Origin of the sequence: Thiomicrospira cyclica ALM1 (genome assembly GCF_000214825.1) — a bacterium.
Taxonomy (GTDB): domain Bacteria; phylum Pseudomonadota; class Gammaproteobacteria; order Thiomicrospirales; family Thiomicrospiraceae; genus Thiomicrospira; species Thiomicrospira cyclica.
Genome location: NC_015581.1, coordinates 562,767 through 583,918, shown reverse-complemented (window position 1 = coordinate 583,918; position 21,152 = coordinate 562,767). Strand labels below are relative to the sequence as shown.

At 46.3% G+C, this 21,152-nt stretch carries 23 protein-coding genes; 14 read left to right on the top strand and 9 right to left on the bottom strand.

Annotated elements, in window-relative coordinates; all coding sequences use genetic code 11:
* Positions 1-2 precede the first annotated feature (2 nt).
* The 3 genes from THICY_RS02270 to trpS are packed head-to-tail and all read left to right on the top strand — an operon-like array spanning position 3 to position 2,196.
* Entirely contained in the window at positions 3-386 is a 384-nt protein-coding gene (locus THICY_RS02270; RefSeq protein ID WP_013835001.1) for an ExbD/TolR family protein, read from the top strand.
* Positions 386-1,159 carry an energy transducer TonB gene (locus THICY_RS02265; RefSeq protein WP_013835000.1) on the top strand — a complete coding sequence of 258 codons (774 nt, stop codon included), beginning with the start codon at positions 386-388 and terminating at the stop codon, positions 1,157-1,159. Before THICY_RS02270 ends, THICY_RS02265 begins: the two co-directional genes overlap by 1 nt.
* Positions 1,160-1,191: 32 nt before the next feature.
* Entirely contained in the window at positions 1,192-2,196 is a 1,005-nt protein-coding gene (gene trpS / locus THICY_RS02260; RefSeq protein WP_013834999.1) for a tryptophan--tRNA ligase, read from the top strand.
* Positions 2,197-2,488: 292 nt separating this feature from the next.
* Here the strand turns inward: trpS and ppnP are convergent, their stop codons facing one another.
* The 6 genes from ppnP to mog are packed head-to-tail and all read right to left on the bottom strand — an operon-like array spanning position 2,489 to position 7,077.
* Positions 2,489-2,800 carry a pyrimidine/purine nucleoside phosphorylase gene (ppnP, locus tag THICY_RS02255; protein WP_013834998.1) on the bottom strand — a complete coding sequence of 104 codons (312 nt, stop codon included), beginning with the start codon at positions 2,798-2,800 and terminating at the stop codon, positions 2,489-2,491.
* A 26-nt stretch (positions 2,801-2,826) separates the two neighbouring features.
* Positions 2,827-3,222: a lactoylglutathione lyase gene (gloA, locus tag THICY_RS02250; RefSeq protein WP_013834997.1), complete on the bottom strand. Its 396-nt coding sequence runs from the start codon at positions 3,220-3,222 to the stop codon at positions 2,827-2,829.
* A 19-nt stretch (positions 3,223-3,241) separates the two neighbouring features.
* On the bottom strand, positions 3,242-4,363 hold the full coding sequence (locus THICY_RS02245; RefSeq protein WP_041435289.1) for an MFS transporter: 1,122 nt from the start codon (positions 4,361-4,363) through the stop codon (positions 3,242-3,244).
* 55 nt (positions 4,364-4,418) lie between these two features.
* On the bottom strand, positions 4,419-5,528 hold the full coding sequence (aroC, locus tag THICY_RS02240) for a chorismate synthase (RefSeq protein WP_013834995.1): 1,110 nt from the start codon (positions 5,526-5,528) through the stop codon (positions 4,419-4,421).
* Positions 5,529-5,573: 45 nt separating this feature from the next.
* A complete protein-coding gene (gene prmB, locus THICY_RS02235) occupies positions 5,574-6,539 on the bottom strand; it encodes a 50S ribosomal protein L3 N(5)-glutamine methyltransferase (RefSeq protein ID WP_013834994.1) in 966 nt (321 codons plus the stop codon).
* Positions 6,532-7,077 (bottom strand): molybdopterin adenylyltransferase, encoded by a 546-nt coding sequence (mog, locus tag THICY_RS02230; protein WP_013834993.1) that lies wholly within the window; start codon positions 7,075-7,077, stop codon positions 6,532-6,534. Before mog ends, prmB begins: the two co-directional genes overlap by 8 nt.
* Positions 7,078-7,167: 90 nt before the next feature.
* On the opposite strand from mog, the gene lon reads away from it, so the two are divergent.
* Positions 7,168-9,603, top strand: a complete 2,436-nt coding sequence (gene lon, locus THICY_RS02225; RefSeq protein WP_013834992.1) for an endopeptidase La — start codon at positions 7,168-7,170, stop codon at positions 9,601-9,603.
* A 14-nt stretch (positions 9,604-9,617) separates the two neighbouring features.
* Here lon and THICY_RS02220 read toward each other — a convergent pair whose 3' ends face one another.
* Entirely contained in the window at positions 9,618-10,052 is a 435-nt protein-coding gene (locus tag THICY_RS02220) for a hypothetical protein (RefSeq protein ID WP_013834991.1), read from the bottom strand.
* Positions 10,053-10,193: 141 nt separating this feature from the next.
* On the opposite strand from THICY_RS02220, the gene rpiA reads away from it, so the two are divergent.
* The 4 genes from rpiA to hemL are packed head-to-tail and all read left to right on the top strand — an operon-like array spanning position 10,194 to position 13,145.
* On the top strand, positions 10,194-10,859 hold the full coding sequence (gene rpiA, locus THICY_RS02215) for a ribose-5-phosphate isomerase RpiA (protein WP_013834990.1): 666 nt from the start codon (positions 10,194-10,196) through the stop codon (positions 10,857-10,859).
* A complete protein-coding gene (locus tag THICY_RS02210) occupies positions 10,859-11,410 on the top strand; it encodes a TlpA family protein disulfide reductase (protein ID WP_322787142.1) in 552 nt (183 codons plus the stop codon). Before rpiA ends, THICY_RS02210 begins: the two co-directional genes overlap by 1 nt.
* A gap of 15 nt (positions 11,411-11,425) precedes the next feature.
* Positions 11,426-11,845, top strand: a complete 420-nt coding sequence (locus THICY_RS02205; protein ID WP_013834988.1) for a rhodanese-like domain-containing protein — start codon at positions 11,426-11,428, stop codon at positions 11,843-11,845.
* A 16-nt stretch (positions 11,846-11,861) separates the two neighbouring features.
* Complete coding sequence (gene hemL / locus THICY_RS02200) at positions 11,862-13,145, top strand: glutamate-1-semialdehyde 2,1-aminomutase (protein WP_013834987.1); 1,284 nt, start codon at positions 11,862-11,864, stop codon at positions 13,143-13,145.
* A gap of 63 nt (positions 13,146-13,208) precedes the next feature.
* Here hemL and cysQ read toward each other — a convergent pair whose 3' ends face one another.
* Together cysQ and nudE are read right to left on the bottom strand one after the other, a co-directional pair.
* A complete protein-coding gene (gene cysQ, locus THICY_RS02195; RefSeq protein ID WP_013834986.1) occupies positions 13,209-14,033 on the bottom strand; it encodes a 3'(2'),5'-bisphosphate nucleotidase CysQ in 825 nt (274 codons plus the stop codon).
* Entirely contained in the window at positions 14,030-14,611 is a 582-nt protein-coding gene (gene nudE, locus THICY_RS02190; RefSeq protein ID WP_013834985.1) for an ADP compounds hydrolase NudE, read from the bottom strand. The genes cysQ and nudE overlap by 4 nt, the downstream gene beginning before the upstream one ends.
* Before the next feature lie 99 nt (positions 14,612-14,710).
* Between nudE and yrfG the strand changes: the two genes are divergently transcribed.
* The 6 genes from yrfG to THICY_RS02160 all read left to right on the top strand — a co-directional run bounded on the left by yrfG (position 14,711) and on the right by THICY_RS02160 (position 21,132).
* Positions 14,711-15,394: a GMP/IMP nucleotidase gene (gene yrfG / locus THICY_RS02185; protein WP_013834984.1), complete on the top strand. Its 684-nt coding sequence runs from the start codon at positions 14,711-14,713 to the stop codon at positions 15,392-15,394.
* A complete protein-coding gene (locus THICY_RS02180) occupies positions 15,391-15,993 on the top strand; it encodes a redoxin domain-containing protein (RefSeq protein ID WP_013834983.1) in 603 nt (200 codons plus the stop codon). The genes yrfG and THICY_RS02180 overlap by 4 nt, the downstream gene beginning before the upstream one ends.
* Before the next feature lie 3 nt (positions 15,994-15,996).
* Positions 15,997-17,883, top strand: coding sequence for an ATP-binding cassette domain-containing protein (locus tag THICY_RS02175; RefSeq protein ID WP_013834982.1), 1,887 nt, complete (start codon positions 15,997-15,999; stop codon positions 17,881-17,883).
* Positions 17,876-18,763, top strand: a complete 888-nt coding sequence (locus THICY_RS02170) for a PhnD/SsuA/transferrin family substrate-binding protein (RefSeq protein WP_013834981.1) — start codon at positions 17,876-17,878, stop codon at positions 18,761-18,763. Before THICY_RS02175 ends, THICY_RS02170 begins: the two co-directional genes overlap by 8 nt.
* A gap of 328 nt (positions 18,764-19,091) precedes the next feature.
* Positions 19,092-19,988 (top strand): porin, encoded by an 897-nt coding sequence (locus THICY_RS02165; RefSeq protein WP_013834980.1) that lies wholly within the window; start codon positions 19,092-19,094, stop codon positions 19,986-19,988.
* Positions 19,989-20,214: 226 nt separating this feature from the next.
* On the top strand, positions 20,215-21,132 hold the full coding sequence (locus THICY_RS02160) for an MBL fold metallo-hydrolase (RefSeq protein ID WP_013834979.1): 918 nt from the start codon (positions 20,215-20,217) through the stop codon (positions 21,130-21,132).
* The last annotated feature ends 20 nt before the right edge of the window (positions 21,133-21,152 follow it).

Sequence of the window (21,152 nt, the reverse complement as noted above, 5' to 3'; positions counted from 1 at the left end):
CCATGAAACGCTTTGATTCGATGAATGTCATCCCATTAATTGATGTCATGTTAGTCCTGCTGGCGATTGTGTTGCTAACAGCTTCATTTATTGTTCACGATAAAATTGATATCCAATTGCCGCAAACCGAAAATACGGCCACCTTTAGCCCTGATGACCGTGAAACATTAAACCTGTCACTGGATACTAACGGACACATTTTTTGGGATGGTGAGCTCATTCCTACGGATGGGCTAAACCAAAAAATGGCTGCTCTCGACCGCAACACACTCATTAAATTGCGGGTCGACCAGGCCGTCGAGTTCCACTATTTTGTTACCTTGATGGATATTGTTAAAAAATACCAGCACGACAATATTACCATTCTCACGGAACGCAAAAGTTAATGCTTCGCACGGATTCTGGCAAGGCCTTTACCCTTGCGCTGATCATTTATCTATCCATTGCCCTAGCCATCGCAGGGTGGTTGTGGCAAAGAACGCCAGAGCCACACACAAGTCCTGAACGCGTTGTCCCGGTAACACTTGCTATGTTTGCATCGCCACCCGAACCGGTAGTAGAACCCGAACCGGTAGTAGAACCCGAACCGGTGATAGAACCTGAACCGGTGATAGAACCCGAACCGGTAGTAGAACCCGAACCGGTAGTAGAACCCGAACCGGTGATAGAACCAGAACCGGTGGTAGAACCAGAACCGGTGGTAGAACCCGAACCGGTAGTAGAACCAGAACCGGTGGTAGAACCAGAACCGGTGGTAGAACCAGAACCGGTGGTAGAACCAGAACCGGTGGTAGAACCAGAACCGGTGGTAGAACCTGAACCGGTCGCTCCTCGGTTCACTCAAGCCGATATTGCGCGTGCCGAACAACAATACTTAAACGCCCTATCAGAAACCCTGGCACGCCATGCACAAAACACCTACCCCCGCATCGCGCAACGACGGGGCTTACAGGGTGAGGTTTATATTCGATTTACATTGCTTGCCAATGGTCAAATTATTGACATTGAAATTATTGATTCCTCTGGGCAACGGCTTTTAGATAATGCAGCACTAGAAATTTTTGAAACCCATATGAGAAATCAATTCAAACCCTTTCCTGAGCAAATAAACCGCGAACGCTGGACCCATACAGTACCGATTGAGTACAAATTGCGCTAAGATACGCCTTTCATTTTTACGCGAGACCGAATATGTCTAAACCCATTTTATTTAGTGGTATCCAGCCCTCCGGCGACTTGATGATTGGCAACTACATAGGCTCAATTAAAAACTGGGTTAAATTGCAAGATGATTATCAGTGCTTATTTTCACTGGTCAACATGCACGCCATTACGGTCGAACAAAACCCCGATGACCTGAGAAATCGCAGTCTCGATTTCGTAGCACTCTATTTAGCCGCTGGTATTGACCCGCAAAAAAGCACCGTATTTATTCAATCTCAAGTTCCTGAACACTCCGAACTGGCCTGGATTTTAAATTGTGCTACCTATATGGGTGAACTCAATCGGATGACCCAATTTAAAGACAAATCACAAAAACACGAACACAATATCAATGCCGGCTTGTTTAATTACCCGGTACTCATGGCTGCCGACATTCTGCTCTATCAAACCGAATTAGTACCGGTGGGCGCGGATCAAAAACAACATTTAGAACTCACCCGCGATTTGGCACATCGCTTTAACAATCGCTTTGAACGCGAAATCTTCAAAGTACCTGAACCCTTTATTGCACCCGCAACCGCAGGGGGTCGGATTATGAGCTTGCAAGACCCTAGCAGTAAAATGTCCAAATCCGACAGCAACAAAAATAACTTTATTGCCCTGCTTGATGACCCAAAAACGATTGTTAAGAAATGCAAAAAAGCCGTTACCGATTCAGGCGATGTGATTGAGTATGACCTAGAGAATAAACCGGGTGTTTCAAATCTACTTACCATCTACTCAGTGATAAGTGGTCAATCCATTGAACAAGTCGTTAAACACTTTGAAGGCAAAATGTACGGCCATTTAAAAGTTGAACTTGGCGAGCTTATTGTTGACTATCTTGCGCCTATTCAACAACGCTTCCACCAAATTCGTGGCGATGAGAGCTATCTCAACGCTGTGCTAAAAACCGGGGCTGATAATGCAAGAGCCCAAGCACAACAAACACTGCGCGATGTACAGCAAACCATAGGTTTTGTTCTACCCTAATCTCACAAAACCAGGCCTGCTGGTTGGTAGTCTACCGATCAGGCTTGGTTCGTTTCCGCTAGATGCGTTAACGACCGCAAAAAGCTGATACATGACGCGATAGTCGCCGTTTCCTGCATAGTTAAGCCTTCGTGCCAAGTTACCCGCGCGCCCCGCTCCTCCAGTTCGCGCTGCAACACCCGAAAAAAGGGGGGTTCAGCACCAACGACCGAGGGCTAACGAATCAAATGCTTCAATAAATAAAGAAATTCGGTAAATTGTTAATGCGCCGCTTGGGCGCCAACATCATCCATTATGAATAAGAACAGCAGTAATCAGTAACCGACTTTACCTTGATACCAAACTTCGCATGGGCGGCTACGTTAAAGGATTCGCCGGCTTTAATGGTCTGCCAGTCGGTTGAGCCAGGTAACAAAACCTCGACTTCACCGGCCATAATTTCCATTAATTCGTCTTCATCAGTACCAAATTCATAATCACCTGGCATCATAATACCTAGCGTTTTACGCGACCCATCACCAAAATTCACCACTCGGCTGGTGACTTTGCCATCAAAATAAATATTGGCTGCTTTTAGAACCGTTACGTTATCAAACTGACTCATGCTGTTTTCCTTACTAAACATTAAAATTATGTTCGGACGTGGTCGGCACCGATTAACTCAATCGGGTAACCATCCGGATCTTCAATAAACGCGATAATCGTTGTCCCGGCATTCATCGGACCAGCCTCACGCAAGATTTTAGCACCCTTGACCTTTGCTGCCGCTGCGGACTCATAAACATCAGGTACTTCAATCGCAATGTGGCCATAGGCATTACCCATGTCATAATCACTAACGCCCCAATTATAAGTCAGCTCTAAAACGGTATGGTTCGCCTCATCACCATAACCTAAAAATGCAAGGGTAAACTCGCCTTTTGGATAGTCTTTTTGACGTAAAAGGGTCATCCCCATCACTTGAGTATAAAATTCTATTGAACGCTGTAAGTTGCCGACACGCAACATCGTATGTAACATTCGCATTGTGATACTCCTCTTGTTATTAAACATGTAAACGTCTTAGCCCAAACCACACGATCACCATGGCTATTAACACCGCTATCGACGAGATAGTATAGGATAACAAGGCACCGCCCAATGACCAAGTCAATCCCGCGACTAGAGCACCCACAGCACCCCCTAACCCTTGGCTGGTAGCGGCATAAACCGCTTGACCTCGGCTACGCAAAGCTCCATTAAACAAGCTATCAATTAAGTGCAAAGCGAGGGCATGATACAAACCAAAACTGGCTGCATGAAAAAGCTGCGCAACCAGTAAGGCTAACAGCGACTCGACCCCCCACAGGCTTAGTTGCCAGCGAAGCAGAGTTAGCATCAAACTACTCATCAGCAACAGCAAAATAGACACATGACGTAACAGCCAACCCATGGCTAAAAACACAAAAATTTCTGCGACAACACCAAGTGTCCACAAACCTGCAATCAGCTGGGTACTATAGCCATAGTCGGTTAGATGAATCGAGAAAAAATTATAGTAGGTGCCGTGCGAAAACTGAATTAAAAAACTGACCGCTAATAACGCTAACACCGCCGGCGATAACAACACCGGCCATATGGATTGATGAGGCGCTTGTGTGACCTGATTCACTTGATCGCGTAAACTAAAAGTCACCAGACTTAATAATAAAAACAGCCCCAAGACCACCCACGGAAAACCCGATAAACCCCATTGACTAAACAACCAGCCGAGGACTAAAACAGCGGCAATAAAACCCAGCGAGCCCCATAACCGAATTTTGCCATACTGTGCTTTTTTAGACCCTAACTGACTAAAGGTGTACGCCTCAAACAACGGCAAACCGCCGTGCCAAAAAAAACTAAACAAGAGCACTACAAATAACAATGACCAAAAATCTTCCGCCCATACCAGGCCTGCTGCGGTTACAGCTGCCAGTCCCATCGCCACGCGAATCCACAGCATCATCCGTCCAGTGTGATCGGCAAGCCAGCCCCAAAAATAGGGGGCAATAATTTTAGTGCCAATTAGCGCGGCCATGACCTGACCAATTTCAAGCGCACCCAAACCCAGGCCCTGCATATACAGCCCAAAAAAGGGCAGAAAGGTTCCAAACAGGGTGAAATAAAAAAAATAATATAATGACAAACGCCGACGAGGAAATCCTGTCGGCGTTGTGTTGGTGGGGGGATTTAGGTCCGAGCTACTTTGACTGAGCAAGTTTCGCTAAATCCATAACTGGCGCAACAACATCGGCGTTTTGGGCACGATTACGCATAAAATGGTCGAGTAGCACAATCGCCATTTGTGCCTCGGCAATGGGCGTAGCACGAATACCAACACAAGGATCATGACGCCCCTTGGTAATCATATCAACCGACTCACCCTGCTGGTTAATGCTTTTTCCTGGCACAGTAACACTAGATGTCGGCTTTAAAGCAATATGCGCGACAATATCTTGACCCGATGAAATACCTCCAACGATACCGCCGGCATGATTAGACAAAAATCCTTGCTCAGACGACATTTCATCACGGTGTTCGGTGCCTTTTTGATTAACCACGGCAAAACCATCACCTATTTCCACCCCTTTAACCGCATTAATGCTCATCAGGGCATGAGCTAAATCGGCGTCTAAACGATCAAACACCGGCTCGCCTAAGCCAACGGGCACACCAGAGGCGACAATCGTAATTTTCGCACCAATCGAATCGCCGGTTTTTTTCAAGGCGGTCATGTAAGCTTCCATCTCGGCAACCTTGTTCGCATCAGGACAGAAAAATGGATTGCTATCGATAATGCTAAAATCAACCTGCTCTATAGCAATCGGCCCCAACTGCGACAAATAACCTCTAACCTCAACGCCCAAGCGTTCACGCAAGTATTTCTTCGCAATCGCACCAGCGGCAACCCGCATCGCCGTTTCACGCGCAGAAGAACGGCCACCACCGCGATAATCACGCAAACCATATTTTTGGGTATAGGTGTAATCCGCATGCGCTGGTCGAAAAACCTCAGCTATTTTTGAATAGTCTTGTGACCGTTGATCAGTATTTTCAATCAGTAAGCCTATCGGCGTCCCCGTCGTAACACCCTCAAAGACACCGGATAAAATTTTCACCTGATCTGGTTCACGTCGCGGCGTAGTAAATTTAGACGTACCTGGCTTACGACGGTCCAGCTCATGCTGAATATCGGCTTCTGTTAGCACCAGGCCTGGTGGACAGCCATCAACAATACAACCCAATGCAATACCATGACTTTCCCCAAAAGTCGTCACCCGAAAACTCTGCCCTAGGCTATTTCCCGCCATCTAAACTCTCTCTTTTTTTAAGCCATCTAAAAAAGGTCGGCATGTTCAAGCGTTACTTAATACGCTAAGCCGATCCTGAACTAAATCGTCAAACATCTCCAACTCTTCACGACTAATCGCAAAAACGCCTTCGCCACCCTGGGTAAACTCAAACCAATAGAGCGGTAGCTCTTCATAAACCTGTTCAACAAAATGCTGACTTACCCCGACCTCTACAATTAACACACCATCCGGTGTTAAATAATTAGCCGCTTCGGCCAGAATTCGTCTTACCAAATCTAGCCCATCGTCACCTGCCGCTAAGCCCAGCGCCGGTTCCGCTTGATACTCCGGTGGCAATGCCGCCATTTCTATCGCATCTACATAAGGCGGATTCGACAAAATGACATCGTATCTTTCACCATTTAAAGCACTAAAAAGATCCGATTTAATAGCACGGGCTTGACCCTCTAAGCTGTAACGATGAATATTTTTTTGCGCTACGTCCAGTGCTTGCGGAGAAATATCCACCAAATCAACTTGGGCGTTATCAAAGGCTTGTAAACTGGCAATTCCTATACAACCTGAACCGGTACACAAATCCAACACACGGGTAACTTGTTCCGGCTCTAACCAGCCTTGAAAGCCTCTTTCAATCAATTCCGCAATCGGGGAACGCGGCACGAGCGTGTGTTGATTAACATAAAAATCTAGCCCAGCAAACCGCGCTTGACCCGTTAAATAAGCGGCTGGTTGACGCGTTTCAATTCGCTGTTTATACAACTCAGTTAAAGCCGAACGCTCACTAAACGTGAGTTTGGCGTTCATATAATGCTCTAGACGTTCAACGGGTAATAATAACTTTTGACAGGTCATCACTATTGCTTCGTCAAATGCATTATCGGTACCATGGCCAAACACCAGGCCTGCTTCGGTAAAAAGCTTAGCGCCCCAACGAATAAAGTCGAGCAGCGTTTCCAAGCCATCGTTTCGAAAATCGGTGTGACCCACTCCATCAATGCGTTTAGTCATCGGCTTTCTGCCTGGCATGTTTCGGTCTAAAAGACGTCACTTTTTCGGGGTGAGTGGTAATAAACGGCCCCTCTAGTAAATCAACACAATAAGGAACGGCCGGAAACACCGCATCTAAACACTCAGCAATGGCAGAAGGTTTGCCTGGTAAGTTAATAATGAGTGCTTGATTGCGAATTACAGCGACCTGTCGTGACAAAATGGCCGTCGGTACATATTTTAGCGACACCGCGCGCATTTGCTCAGCAAACCCATCCATCACCTTATCCGCAACGGCTAAAGTCGCTTCGGGTGTAACATCACGTTTGGCGGGACCCGTTCCACCAGTCGTTAAAATCAGACAACAACCGACATCATCCGCAAGATTAATTAATGTTTGCTCAATCAGCGCCTGTTCATCTGCAATGATATGTTTAGAGGCTTGCCAAGGGCAACTGAGGGCCTGATCAAGCCAGTCATACATGGCGGGGCCACCGAGATCGTCATAAACACCTGAACTAGCCCGATCGGATATGGTCACTAAACCAATTTTAACCATTTGTACTATTACCCCTTGAAATTCAACATTTAAGTCGCCATATGATACCTTAAATATAACGTGATAATAAATACTGACAACAAGGACCCTATGAGCAACCTTAATCATGAAACACCGTCAAGTACGACGATGACGACTGACACTGACCCAAACTTGGAGCTTCCCGTTGCGCTTGAGTCAGCTAGCGAGCACTCAGGGTACCCAGAGACGCTCTATTTGATTCCGATAAAAGACCGCCCCTTCTTTCCAGGCCAAACCCTTCCTGTCGTGCTGAATAAAAAGGCCTGGTTAAAAACCTTTCGAGCCATTCAAAAATCCTCCGGACCGGATTATGTCGGTATTGTATATGTTGACAATGACGATCATCAAAATGCCTTACCCAATGAGTTCCGTAAAATCGGCACACTAGTCAAAATGACAGACGTAAAAATTAAAGATCAATACATTCAATTTATTGCCGAAGGCGTATGTCGTTTTCAAATTGAAGATTGGGTGAATGAGACCAGCCCCTATGCAACGAAGGTGACCTACCCAACAGATATTAGAACCGGCACTGACCAGGAATATAAAGCTTATGGCCTAGCGATTATGAACGCTTTTCGCGAACTCTTGCCTTTAAATCCACTTTACAGTGAAGAATTACGTTTTTTTCTGAACCGTTATAACCCTGAAGACCCGCAACAACTCGCTGATTTTGCTGCAGCCGTTACCACCTCAAAAGCCGAATCACTGCAAGATGTCTTAGAAACACTCGATTTAGTAGAACGATTAGAAAAAGTGCTCGCCCTATTTAAACATGAAATTGAAGTGACACGTTTACAATTTAGCATTCGCGAGCGTGTTGAAGAGAACATGACAGAGTACCAAAAACATTTTTTCTTACGCCAACAACTAAAAGAAATACAAAAAGAACTTGGGATTCAACAAGATAGCCACAGCGAGGAGGTGGAACGTTTTGAGCAACGCCTCGATTCACTTAAACTACCCGATGACTCCGCACAAAAAATTCATGATGAAATCAATAAGTTGCGCAATCTAGACCAACAATCTTCAGAATATGGCGTTACCCGAAATTGGCTGGATTGGGCCACCCAGCTTCCTTGGCAACACACCAGCCAAGACAAGCTCGATTTATCAAGGGCCGAACGCCTGTTAAATCGAGCTCACTATGGTCTAGATGATGTCAAGGAACGTATTCTCGAATTCTTAGCCTTGTCGCATATTCGTGGCAAGGTCGCTGGGTCTATCATGTGCTTTGTCGGCCCACCCGGCGTCGGGAAAACGTCAATCGGACGCAGTATTGCCGATGCACTTGGACGTCAGTTCTACCGCTTTTCTGTCGGTGGCATGCGAGACGAGGCTGAAATAAAAGGTCATCGCCGCACCTACATTGGCGCCATGCCAGGTAAATTTATCCAAGCACTTAAAGATTGTAAAACCGCCAATCCAGTGATCTTAATTGATGAAATAGACAAGATGGGTGCATCCTATCAAGGTGATCCTGCTTCTGCACTTCTCGAGGTATTAGACCCAGAACAAAATCAACACTTTTTGGATCATTTCTTGGATCTCCAAGTTGATTTATCACAGGTCTTATTTATTTGTACAGCCAACCAGCTTGACACCATTCCTACGCCATTACTTGATCGCATGGAAGTCATTCGCCTCAGCGGCTATATTACTGAAGAAAAAACCGCAATTGCACAAAAGCATTTATGGCCAGGCCTGCTTAAAGAAACGGGGATCACCAAGCAGCAAGTCCAGCTAAGTCGTGCGGCCATTGTGGCTATTATTGAAGGCTATGCGCGTGAATCCGGTGTGCGTAACCTGCAAAAGCAGCTGGCTAAATTGATGCGAAAAGCCGCCATGCGACTGGTCAAAGAACCTGAAGTCCCAATCAAAATCACGCCTAAAACGCTGGTCGATTTTTTGGGGACTGCGCCCTTTAACGACCAACATGAGTCTAATCAAATCGGTACAATCACCGGGTTAGCATGGACCTCAATGGGAGGCGCAACACTCAATATTGAGGCGACGCGAGTTCACAGTCATGCGCACGGCATCAAACTTTCTGGGCAACTCGGTAAGGTGATGCAAGAATCCGCGGAATTGGCCTATAGCTTTGTGCAAAGTCATACTGATGATTTCGGTATCGCAAATGACTTTTTTGAGACGAGTCAAATCCATCTACATGTACCCGACGGTGCCACGCCCAAAGACGGTCCTAGTGCCGGGATTACCATGGCCTGCGCTTTAGTATCTTTAGCCACCCAGCAACCGATCCAGCGCGATTTAGCCATGACGGGCGAATTAAGTTTGGTTGGCAGAGTTATGCCGGTAGGAGGAATTCGTGAAAAGCTAGTTGCAGCGAAACGCGCAAAAATCTTTGAGGTCATTCTACCGGCGCAAAATGCACGCGATGTAGAAAAACTGCCAGAGTACCTGCTGGCTGATATGAAGATTCACTATGTCAAACACTTTAATGAAGTCGCCTCGCTCTGTTTTGAACCAAGCAAGACCACTTAATTAAAAAAATAAAGTTATGGTCGAGCCAACTCCTCGGCCAATAGCCAGCCGCGCGGCCCATCAGCAAACGCCAAGGTTTTGGTAAAACTCATGGGCTGATTGGCTAAAAACCGATTAGGGAGTTGCTCAATAACTTGCCGCACCGCTTGTTGATCAAATTCTGACGCACGCCCCGCCGCATCGGCCTGTTGTATTAAATTAATTAACTGAGCCTCTTCCAACTGACTGGTCACATGATACTCGACAACCGCAATATAACGGTCTGATACCTCATGAAACTGACTGACAATACGCACCCGATCAATTGGAAAATGGGGTTGCATAGCTAACTGGTCATGCCAATAACGCTTAGCCATGACCTCAATGGCAAGATTCGATGGCTGACTTTTTAAACAGCCTGTCAGCAATAAACTCGTTATCAAAAACCCCAACCACACAAACTTTCTCATTTTTTCACCCCTCTATGTTTTATTCGCCATTAGTCTATCCTATAAATTGAGTTAATCAACTTTCCATAATCCTTAGAACTTTGATAATATGGGTTGTTTAAATATTATTTACTACAACTTACTGAAGGTGTAATACTCGCTATGACACAAGATGAATTAAAACAACTCGTTGCACAAGCAGCTATCGACTATGTGGTACCAGAAACCATTATCGGTGTTGGCACAGGTTCAACCGCTAATTTCTTTATCGATGAACTCGCCAAAATTAAACATACTATTGAAGGCACTGTCGCTAGCTCAGAAGCCTCTGCCACGCGTTTACGTCAACACGGTATTCCAGTTTTAGATCTTAATAGCGTTAACGAAATCTCTGTCTATATTGATGGCGCGGATGAAGCAGACCCAGGTTTACACCTGACCAAAGGTGGTGGCGGAGCCCTAACCCGTGAAAAAATTGTGCTCGCTGTTGCCAAACAATTCGTCTGCATTGCTGATGAGAGCAAGAAAGTAGCCCATTTAGGCAAGTTCCCATTGCCTATCGAAGTTATTCCCATGGCACGCAGCTATGTTGCTCGCGAAATTGTAAAACGTTTTGGCGGAGAACCCGTGTTACGTGATGGCTTTACCACTGACAATGGCAATTTAATTTTAGACGTTCATGGCCTTGTGATTAAAGACCCTGTCGCACTAGAAACGGAAATTAACCAAATTGTTGGTGTTGTTACCAACGGACTATTTGCGTGCCGTAAAGCCGATATTTTCTTATGTGGTGGTAAAAATGGCGTTGAAACCCTAACGGCCAAGTAATTCTTTGCGTCATTCAAACTAATAGTAATCCACGCGTAAACAGGAGCCTTGAAATGAAGAATTTATCGGTTGTGTCCCTTGGTTTAGTTGTTGCTGCTTTAATCGGGTTGTTAGCCTATTTCACGCTATCAGGTGGCGAAAAAGCACCGGTCGTAACAGTTACGGCCAGTGATGGTCAAACCCTAAACCTCAACCTACCCAAAAAACCGGTGCTGGTAAACTTTTGGGCGACCTCATGCCCGAGCTGTATCACTAAAATGCCAGACCTGGCCAAACTCAAAGAAGAATATGGTGATCGTTTTGAACTACTAGCGATCTCTATGGATTATGACCCACCCCACCATGTGGCTAACTTTATTGCAGCCAACCCTTATCCGTTCAACTTTATTCAAGACACCGATGGCGCTTTGAGTGAAGCCTTTGGCAATATTCGGCTAACCCCGACAACCTTTTTAATTGCCCCAAATGGCAATATTGTTTATCGCAAAATTGGTGATGCCGATATGGAATTCTTACATACCCGCATTAATCAACTAAGCCCACAATTTTAATAAGAGTTATATGTTATGAAAGCTATCATCAAACCCCTACTTGCCGCATCCGTCATGAGCCTAGCCCTAACACAGCCTGTTAAAGCAGTAGATCACGATGATTTAATCGCCGTGCTACAAGACTACATGGAAATGGCCGCTTTCGGTGATGGTGTTATTACCGCTGACCAATTGAAAGCCATGATGAACGAGCAAGAAATCTTTATTATTGATGCACGCCAAGAACAGGATTTCAACCAAAGTCACATTCCTGGCGCAGTCAATATCGATTGGCGATATGTCTTAAGCGATCTCGATCAAATTCCTGACGATAAAATGATTGTTCTTTATTGTGATACTGGGATTTTATCGTCAAAAGCACACATGGCTCTACGTTTGGTAGGTTATGACCAAGCCCGTGTTCTTTTTAACGGTTACAGCGCTTGGTCTGAATAAGTTTAAGAAGGAAATTATGTCACGTTCTCACGATCTATTTATAGCGGCACAAAAACACATTCCTGGCGGGGTCAACTCGCCCGTTCGCGCTTTTAAAAGCGTTGGTGGCGACCCCGTCTTTTTTAAAGCGGCGAAAGGCGCCTATTTAACCGACGAAGACAACAAACAATATATCGACTATGTTGGATCTTGGGGTCCGGCTATTTTAGGTCATGCGCATCCAGACGTGATCGCTGCCGTACAACGTCAAGCGGAGTTTGGATTGACGTTTGGGGCACCAACCGTAATGGAAACCACCATGGCAGACTTGGTGTGCGAGCTGGTACCGAGCATTGAAATGGTGAGAATGGTCAGTTCGGGCACTGAAGCTACCATGACCGCCATCCGCTTAGCCCGAGGCTATACCGGACGAGACAAGATTGTTAAATTTGAAGGTTGCTACCACGGCCATTCTGACTCACTATTGGTTAAAGCAGGATCGGGCGCGCTAACCTTAGGCGTGCCTTCATCCCCTGGGGTTCCCGATTCACTCGCAAACCATACGATTACCCTAACGCATAACGATGCCGATGAAGTCCGCAAGGTCTTTAGTGAAATTGGCGATCAAGTGGCCTGCATTATCGTTGAACCGGTAGCTGGCAACATGAACTGCATTCTGCCGGAACCTGGTTTTTTAGAAACCCTTCGTGAAGTCTGTGATGAACACGGCAGTGTGTTGATTTTCGATGAGGTCATGTGCGGCTTTCGTGTCGGTTTGCAAGGCGCACAAGGACGTTATGGCGTTCAGGCGGATTTAACCACCTACGGCAAGGTCATCGGTGGCGGTATGCCGGTTGGCGCGTTCGGCGGCAAAAAAGCGATCATGAGTCACATTGCGCCGCTTGGTCCAGTCTATCAAGCAGGTACCTTATCGGGGAATCCTATTGCCATGGCAGCGGGCTTAACCACACTTCACATGCTCAAAGAAGCTGATTTTTATGATCGCCTAGAGGCCAAAACTCTTCAACTCGTACAGGGATTACAACAGGTCGCGGACAAGCACCAGATTCCATTTACTACCAACCATGCCGGCGGTATGTTTGGCTTTTTCTTTAGCGAAGAAAAATCTATTTCACGCTTTGCCCAAGTTACCCAGGGCCATATGGAACGGTTTAAACGCTTTTACCATGGCATGTTACAAGAAGGGGTTTACTTAGCACCCTCGGCCTATGAAGCCGGCTTTATTTCTATCATGCATACCGAAGAAGACATCGCTAAAACTATTGCTGCTGCTGATAAAGTGATGGCAACGCTGGTTTAAAAGCTAGTTTTCTTTCAACCGATCGCCTACCAACTGGGCAGGCGATCCTTTTTTAACGTCACTTTAACTATCAAGCAAACCTTCCCGCTCCTGCAACCAAGCAATATCACCAATCACCACGAAATGTGGGTTCAATAAATCTTCGGTCGGAAAATAACGCAAGGGTTGCAAGGACATATCCAGCAACGCACCACCCGCGGCTTCAACAATCACTTGAGAAGCCGCTGTATCCCAATGAGATGTCGGGCCAAATCTCGGATAAATATCAGCCTGACCACTGGCAACCAAGCAGGATTTTAAAGCAGAACCCATGGGTAAATAATCTACGCCAGCCGGCGTTAAGGTTTCTAACACCCGATCTAACCGACGCCCATGACGACGACTTGCGGTGACTTTGATCGGCGCTTTAGCCGGTACACGCGTTGTTAATCGCTGTAATCGGCCATCCTGGGCTAGTGTTGCCTCACCACCTTCATACGCACTAAACATTTGATTGGTTACAGGCGCAAAAATCACTCCCAGACGCGCCACACCATCCAGCACCAACGCAATATTGACGCAAAATTCATCAGTACGCTCCACAAATTCCTTCGTGCCATCTAACGGGTCAACTAACCAAAAACACGACCAGCACTGTCGTTGCTCATAGGGCGTATTGGCAAGATTCTCTTCACTAACGACCGGAATATGAGGTGTTAACTTGGCCAACCCTTCACGAATCAGTTGATCAGCCATACGGTCAGCCGCGGTTACTGGTGAACCATCCTGTTTCTGCTCGACATGACAATCTGGGCATTGGTAAATATCCATAATGACAGTACCCGCATACCGTGCCAAGTGGCACACCTCAGGCAACCAGGCCTGGTAATCTTGTTGCGATAGGTTCAAGAAAGCTTTCCTAAATGGGTTAAGGTTAAAAATAAAGCGGCATAGGCACGGCCTTCACTAAATTCGGGATGGGCTACCAGCTCAGGCCAATCATCTATAGGCCAGTGCACAATTTCTAAGGGCTCCGGTTCATCGCCGGCGTCCGAACCTGAAATCTCCAGAGCTTGCGCTAACACTAAATGGGTATGGTGATCCATATAGCTGGCGGCCAACGACACCTTGTCAAGCAAGGTCAGCTGCGTTGGTCGAAAACCAATTTCTTCCTGGCACTCACGCGCAGTCGCATCCTGCCAAGTCTCACCCGGGTCAATTTTGCCCTTTGGAAAACCAAGCTCATAACGACCAACGCCGGCACTCCACTCACGGATTAAAACCAGGCCATCGGTCGTGACGGGTACCACTAATACCGCACCATGACTTTGCGATACTAAGCGCTCATAATGAGCGGTGACACCGTTACTAAAACACAAGGCTTGCTGCTCAATACAAAACAAACGCGTTTTTAGTAATGGTTGAGTTTCCAGTAATTGCGGGCCTTCTAATGGCAATAAATTCGGCAAACGCGTCTTTTCCTTCATACTGGCCATCCATTCGGTTTAAGTAGCATTTAAATACCGTTATAATCAGAGCATCATAAGTGAAAGCCCATCATTGAGCAACCAAACCAAGGAGTTAGAATGCATCCAGACCGCTGGCAAGAAATTGACACCATTCTTTTAGACATGGATGGCACCCTGCTTGATTTGCATTTTGATTGGACATTTTGGATGGATTATCTACCTAAGGCCTATGCCGAACACCACCAACTCTCCCTAGCGGATGCTCAGCATACTGTGCGCACAGCCATAACCGAACAAACCGGCACACTCAATTGGTATTGCTTGGACTACTGGAGCGAACGCTTCGAGTTATCGGTTGCCGATTTAAAACACGATATAAAACACCTGATTCGCGCCCATCCCGATGTGTTGGTTTTTCTAGATGCCCTGAAAAAAAATCACAAACAAGTCATTATGGTGACCAATGCGCATCGCGATGCATTGGCGCTTAAGCTCGAAATGACGCAAATTGCGCCCTATTTTGACCATATGATCTCGGCGCATGATTATCGCTGTCCCAAAGAAGACCCCTCACTTTGGTCCAAAATTCAGCAAGATTTTCCGTTTGATCCGGAACGCACCTTACTCATTGACGACAATATTCGCGCCTTACAAACGGCAGAAACATTCGGCATTAAATATTTACTGGCCGCTATTCACGTTAGCCCACACCTCGATAAAATAGACCCGCAAGGCTATGATTTTTTTGAGTTTTATACTGAAATCATGCCGCCCCTGTTAGATAATCAGGTCAAAACATGACCCCTAACTGGCAACAAAAAATTAAGCAGGCCTGGCGCAACCCCTGGATTAATAACACGATTTGGCTCATCGGTGCCTTAGTTATTTATTTACTGCTGCGGCCGTATTTTCAGGGCGATGTTGTGCGCGATCAAGCCCCCGACTTTCAAGTTCAGACGCTGAGCGGTGACACCATTCAACTCAGCGAATTGCAGGGTGATGCGCTACTGATTCATTTTTGGGCGACCTGGTGCCCTATCTGTACCTTTTCACGCGATGGCGTTGAAAAAATCGCACAAGACTATCGGGTACTGAGTATCGCAACCCAGTCGGGTACTGATGCGGAGCTCTTAGCCTATGCACAAGAACACGGCATGAATCCGGCCTGGATTATTAATGATCAAGACGGTCAGTTATTTCGCCGCTACGGTGCCAAAGCCGTACCGGCCGATTTTATTATTAATCGCTATGGCGATGTCCAATTTGTCGAAGTCGGTGTCACTTCGAGCTGGGGGCTGCGTGCGCGCCTCTGGTGGTCTCGACATTTTGCCAAGCAAAACACTCAAAGCACCCAAAACATCACTCATCATTCATCCGCAACTCTTTTGGAAACCCCCTAAATCATGGCTTTATTATTTTTACGCGATATCTCGCTCAGTTTTGGCGCCGCCCCGTTACTCAATAAAATTCACTTTCAAGTTGAAACCGGCGAACGTGTCTGTATCGTCGGGCGCAACGGTGAAGGCAAATCCACCCTGCTGAAAGTCATTGAAGGCATTCAGCCCGCCGACGAGGGCAGTCGTATCGTGCAAGATGGCGTGAAAATTGCCAAATTACAGCAGGACGTGCCGCATGATATTCAAGGCTCGGTGTTTGATGTGGTCGCGCTGGGGCTGGGCGATATTGGCGAAACCCTGAAAGCCTACCACCATGCCGCGCTCGAAGGCGATATGGATCAGCTAGAAAAACTGCAACACAAAATCGAAGCCCAAAACGGCTGGGACATGAATCAGCAGGTAGATACCATCCTGTCCAAGCTCGACCTGCCTGCGGATGATGAATTTGCTTCGCTGTCCGGCGGCATGAAACGCCGCGTGTTATTGGCTCAGGCGCTGATTCAAAAACCCGACATTCTCCTGCTCGATGAACCGACCAACCATTTAGATATTCCCTCCATTCAGTGGTTAGAAGGCTTTGTTAAAAATTTACGCTGTGCGCTGGTGTTTATTACCCATGACCGGGCATTTTTACAAGCACTGGCGACGCGTATCGTCGAAGTCGATCGTGGCCAACTTTATAGTTGGGACTGCGATTACGCTACCTATTTAGAACGCAAACAAGCGCAATTAGAATCCGAAGCGAAATCAAATTCCGAGTTTGATAAAAAATTAGCCCAAGAAGAAGTCTGGATTCGCCAAGGCATCAAAGCCCGCCGCACCCGCAACGAAGGTCGTGTTCGCGCACTGGAAAAACTGCGCCTCGAACGCCAAGCTCGCCGTAGCCAACAAGGCAGCGCCAATCTGCAAGTCAATGTTGCTGATACCTCTGGTAAAAAAGTCATTAAGATTGAACACCTCTGCTTTGGCTGGCCGGATAAAACCATTGTGCAAGACTTTTCAACGGTGATTATGCGCGGTGATAAAGTCGGTCTCATTGGCCCAAATGGCTGTGGCAAATCGACGCTATTAAAACTATTGCTGGGACAAGAACAGCCGCAACAAGGCAAGGTTGAACTCGGTACCAACTTGCAAATCGCCTACTTTGACCAGCACCGCGCCAAGCTAAATGAAGAATTATCGGTGGCGGAAAACGTCATGGATTCGAGCGACTATGTGGAAATCAATGGTCAGCGCAAACACATTATCGGCTACCTAAGTGATTTCCTGTTTGCACCAGATCGAGCGCGTCAGCCGGTCAAATCGTTGTCGGGTGGGGAACGTAATCGTTTATTACTCGCGCAGGTGTTTGCTAAGCCGTCGAATTTATTGATACTCGACGAACCCACCAACGACCTGGATGTTGAAACCCTGGAGCTATTGGAAGACCTGTTATTAAATTATCAAGGCACGGTGCTGATTGTCAGCCATGACCGCGCCTTTTTAAATAATGTGGTCACCAGCTCAATTGTGTTTGATGCACCAGGCCTGGTAAATGAGTATGTCGGCGGGTATGACGATTGGTTACGCCAACGCCCCAACCTTGAGGCGAATGCCGGCGCCAACAAAAGCAGCGCAAATAAACAAACCAAAAACGCCACGCAAGCCCCCGCGCCCAAAACTGAGAAAAAACTCAGCTATAAAGACCAGCGCGAATACGATGCCCTGCCCGGCTTAATCGAACAGCTCGAAACGCAACTTGAAACCCTGAGCGGCCAAATTGCCGAGCCGGATTTTTATCAGCAAGAACAAACCAAGATTGATAAACACCTGGCCAAAATTCAACATAAGGAACAGGAACTCGAGCAGGCCTTTGAACGCTGGGAAGAACTCGAAGGCTTGGTAAATGGCTAGTAGGCGCCTGCTGCTAGTACTGGCGAGTTTCGCGGGGCTAATGCTGCTCGCAATTGTACTTTTCCTACTCTGGCTTAGGCCATCACTGGTCACTCCAGTGCACGTCACCTCGTCCGCCATAGAGCACGCCAACGAAACCTCAGCAGCAGGCCTGGTGCTGGCGGTGCTTCCCTATGAAATGCCCTCGCAAATAAACCAACGTTTTAAACCGCTCACGGACTATTTGTCGACCTTGCTGCAACAACCTGTGCAACTTTACATTAGTCAAAGCTACGAAGATCAGATTCAACGCCTAAGTCTAGGAGAGGTCGATTTGGCGTACATGGGTGCCGCTGCGTTTGTCAAAACGCAAAAAAACCTGGCTCGACAAGAACAAAGCTTACAACTAATTGCTGCCGAAGCCTCTTATCGTGCGGCGGTTGTGGTGCACCAGGACAGCGCTTTTAAAGAGCTTGCCGACCTAAAGCATCACAGCCTAGCCTTTGGTTCCTATCATTCGTATAGTGGTCACTTTATTATTCGTCAACTCTTACGCCTAGAAGAAATCTATTTAACCGACCTGGCTTTTTACAATTTTTTAGGTCGCCATGAACGAGCGATCATGTCCGTGGTGCATCAAGACTATCACGCAGCGGCCACCACCGAAGGCCTGGCGCAGCGCTTTATTGACCTGGGCTACCCGATTCGGATTTTACGCACCTCAGAATTGTTAGCGCCCACGGTATTAGTCAGCAACCAAAATGTGTCAGCCGCGCAACGTCACTTAATTATTGAAGCCTTATTATTTCAACAAACTAGCCAACACGACTTCAACTTTTTTGAAGTGGATCACCAAGAATTTGAGGAAGTTGAACGCATTCTCAATCTCATTGAACGCTGAACTAAATATTGCAAAATGCAATAACTATTGCATTACGCGTGTACCTCAGTAGCATCAAAATAAAAAAATCCCTTTGTTTTCATTAACTTAGATTTTGGCACGTTATTTTCTTATCTTAGTGCGTTTTTAAATTGACTTGGACATTAAGAACCAAGCACTTAAAAGCTATATTAATATTTACTAATAAACTGATAAATTCGATAGATTGGTTTTGCCATAATATTAATTAAAGATAACTAAATGAGGAGTTGCGTGGATTTTCACGCGTCATTTCAAGTAAAAAACATAATAACCTTACTTGAAATATACATAAAACTAGGAGATTTGAATGAAGAAAACATTACTTGCAATGGCTGTTGCCACACTAGCAGCTTCACCAGCAATGGCATCAGAGCATAATTTTTTTGGTCAGGCGAAGTTTGAAATTGGTGTTCAAGAAAACAGCGCCGGTAAAAATGAACTCGTCAATTCTTTTTACGGCACGCGTTTTGGCGTACATGGTTCAGAAGACCTAGGTAATGGTATGAAAGGTATTTACCGCGTGATGGGTAACGTTACTTCTGGCGAAAAAGGTCCTACCGAAGCAAATAACTTCGCATTCAACGAGGAACTATGGGCAGGTGTAGCGGGTGACTTTGGTACCGTTCGTTTTGGTCGTTCAGACCATGCACACAAACTTGCTGTTTTACCCTTCCGAGCTTTCACCGATACGCTAGCTGATAATCAGCGCTTTAACGCCGCACGTTGGGGTCGTGAGATTGGTATTCACTACCGTACTAAAAACATGAACGGATTAACCATTAATGCCAATGTTGCGTCAGCTAATAATGAAACGGATGTAAACGCGGGTATTAGTGCCGTATATTCAACTGGTGACCTAAGATTTAATGTATCTTATGACGCTAGAGGTTCGGACACACAAGACGATAATTACTCTGCTGGCATTTATTACAAAGCGGGTGCACTTGGAACAGGTCTCTTATATGAAAGCATAGATGGTGGCGATCAAGTTCAAATCACTCTGCCAGTAACCTATCGAATCAACAACACCACACTTCGTGCCGCGATTGTACGCGAAGATCTAGACAGTGCTGATGCCACCAATGATTTCGCCGTGGGCGGTATTTACCACTTCAGCAGAAAAACCAATGTTTTCGCAACCGTATGGACGGTAGACGACAATGACGACACCCGTTTTGGTATCGGCATGCAACGTAGTTTCTAATTTAACTCCTAGTTAAATTGGTGCAGTACCCTGTAACCCCTCTGTGGTTGCAGGTTATAATAGGGGCAATTTTTATTGCCCCTATTGATCTAATTACAAACTTTTTCGAGTTTGTTTTCCAAAGTTAGTTTTGCCGGGGCTCGCCTCGGCTTTTTTTATGGCGGGCTTAAAATTTCTATGTTCGTTTTTGTTATGATAATCTACGCTTAACTATAAGGAGAAAAACATGGTTCGTTGGTTAGCAGGCGCGGCAATTGCGCTATCTATGACCACCACAGCAGTTGCCGACGTGGTGAAATTTGAAAAGGTTACTGACAATGTCTATGCCTTTATTGGTGAAATCAATGACCGTACCAAAGCCAATTTAGGACTCAATGCCAATATCGGCCTGGTTGTAACCGACGCCGGTGCGGTGATTATTGATACGGGTGCGGGCCCCCTATCTGCGGCCGCCATTGAACAAGCGGCACAAAAAATCACCGATCAAAAAATTGTTGCGGTATTTAATACCGGTTCACAAGACCACCGTTGGTTAGGTAACGACTACTTTGCTCAACGCGGTGCAACGGTTTACGCGATGGATACCACCGTCGCTACCCAGCAAGCGATGCTCGATTCCATTCTAAACCGCATTAAAGGTGTCGATGAAATCTTCCATGACCAAACACCGATGCACGCTCCAGAGCCCCTAACCGGTCCAAATGCCAGCGTCACCATTGGTAGTACGGTATTTGAGGTTAAGTATTTCAATGATGCCCATTTTCCGGGTGATGTGGTGATTTGGTTACCGCAATCAGAGGTATTATTTTCTGGTGACCATGTCTATGTTGATCGTTTGCTCGGCGTGCATCCACACACTGACGCGGTTAAGTGGGTAGACGCCTACGACCAGATGATTCAGTTGCCAGCTAAATATATTGTGCCAGGCCATGGTGCGGTATCAGACAAGGCGAAAGTTCAGCGTGAAACTGGGGATTACCTTGCTCAACTGGTTGAAGCGATTATGGCCGTGCAAGAAGATTTTGGCGCCATTGACGATGTGACACCATCGCGCGATTGGTCACAATTCCAGCATTTACGCCATTATGATGGCTGGCATGGTCGTAATGTCAGCAACACCTTTATGCGCTTAGAAATGCAATAAGCATTTTAGACACAGCACCA

Coding starts and splice junctions, on each gene's coding strand:
- trpS (WP_013834999.1), top strand. CDS start 1,192: ATGTCTAAACCCATTTTATTTAGTGGTATCCAGCCCTCCGGCGACTTG.
- hemL (WP_013834987.1), top strand. CDS start 11,862: ATGTCACGTTCTCACGATCTATTTATAGCGGCACAAAAACACATTCCT.
- nudE (WP_013834985.1), bottom strand. CDS start 14,611: ATGAAGGAAAAGACGCGTTTGCCGAATTTATTGCCATTAGAAGGCCCG.
- prmB (WP_013834994.1), bottom strand. CDS start 6,539: ATGACTAAACGCATTGATGGAGTGGGTCACACCGATTTTCGAAACGAT.
- rpiA (WP_013834990.1), top strand. CDS start 10,194: ATGACACAAGATGAATTAAAACAACTCGTTGCACAAGCAGCTATCGAC.
- THICY_RS02205 (WP_013834988.1), top strand. CDS start 11,426: ATGAAAGCTATCATCAAACCCCTACTTGCCGCATCCGTCATGAGCCTA.
- aroC (WP_013834995.1), bottom strand. CDS start 5,528: ATGGCGGGAAATAGCCTAGGGCAGAGTTTTCGGGTGACGACTTTTGGG.
- mog (WP_013834993.1), bottom strand. CDS start 7,077: ATGGTTAAAATTGGTTTAGTGACCATATCCGATCGGGCTAGTTCAGGT.
- ppnP (WP_013834998.1), bottom strand. CDS start 2,800: ATGAGTCAGTTTGATAACGTAACGGTTCTAAAAGCAGCCAATATTTAT.
- THICY_RS02175 (WP_013834982.1), top strand. CDS start 15,997: ATGGCTTTATTATTTTTACGCGATATCTCGCTCAGTTTTGGCGCCGCC.
- THICY_RS02160 (WP_013834979.1), top strand. CDS start 20,215: ATGGTTCGTTGGTTAGCAGGCGCGGCAATTGCGCTATCTATGACCACC.
- lon (WP_013834992.1), top strand. CDS start 7,168: ATGAGCAACCTTAATCATGAAACACCGTCAAGTACGACGATGACGACT.
- THICY_RS02170 (WP_013834981.1), top strand. CDS start 17,876: ATGGCTAGTAGGCGCCTGCTGCTAGTACTGGCGAGTTTCGCGGGGCTA.
- yrfG (WP_013834984.1), top strand. CDS start 14,711: ATGCATCCAGACCGCTGGCAAGAAATTGACACCATTCTTTTAGACATG.
- THICY_RS02180 (WP_013834983.1), top strand. CDS start 15,391: ATGACCCCTAACTGGCAACAAAAAATTAAGCAGGCCTGGCGCAACCCC.
- gloA (WP_013834997.1), bottom strand. CDS start 3,222: ATGCGAATGTTACATACGATGTTGCGTGTCGGCAACTTACAGCGTTCA.
- THICY_RS02265 (WP_013835000.1), top strand. CDS start 386: ATGCTTCGCACGGATTCTGGCAAGGCCTTTACCCTTGCGCTGATCATT.
- THICY_RS02270 (WP_013835001.1), top strand. CDS start 3: ATGAAACGCTTTGATTCGATGAATGTCATCCCATTAATTGATGTCATG.
- THICY_RS02165 (WP_013834980.1), top strand. CDS start 19,092: ATGAAGAAAACATTACTTGCAATGGCTGTTGCCACACTAGCAGCTTCA.
- THICY_RS02220 (WP_013834991.1), bottom strand. CDS start 10,052: ATGAGAAAGTTTGTGTGGTTGGGGTTTTTGATAACGAGTTTATTGCTG.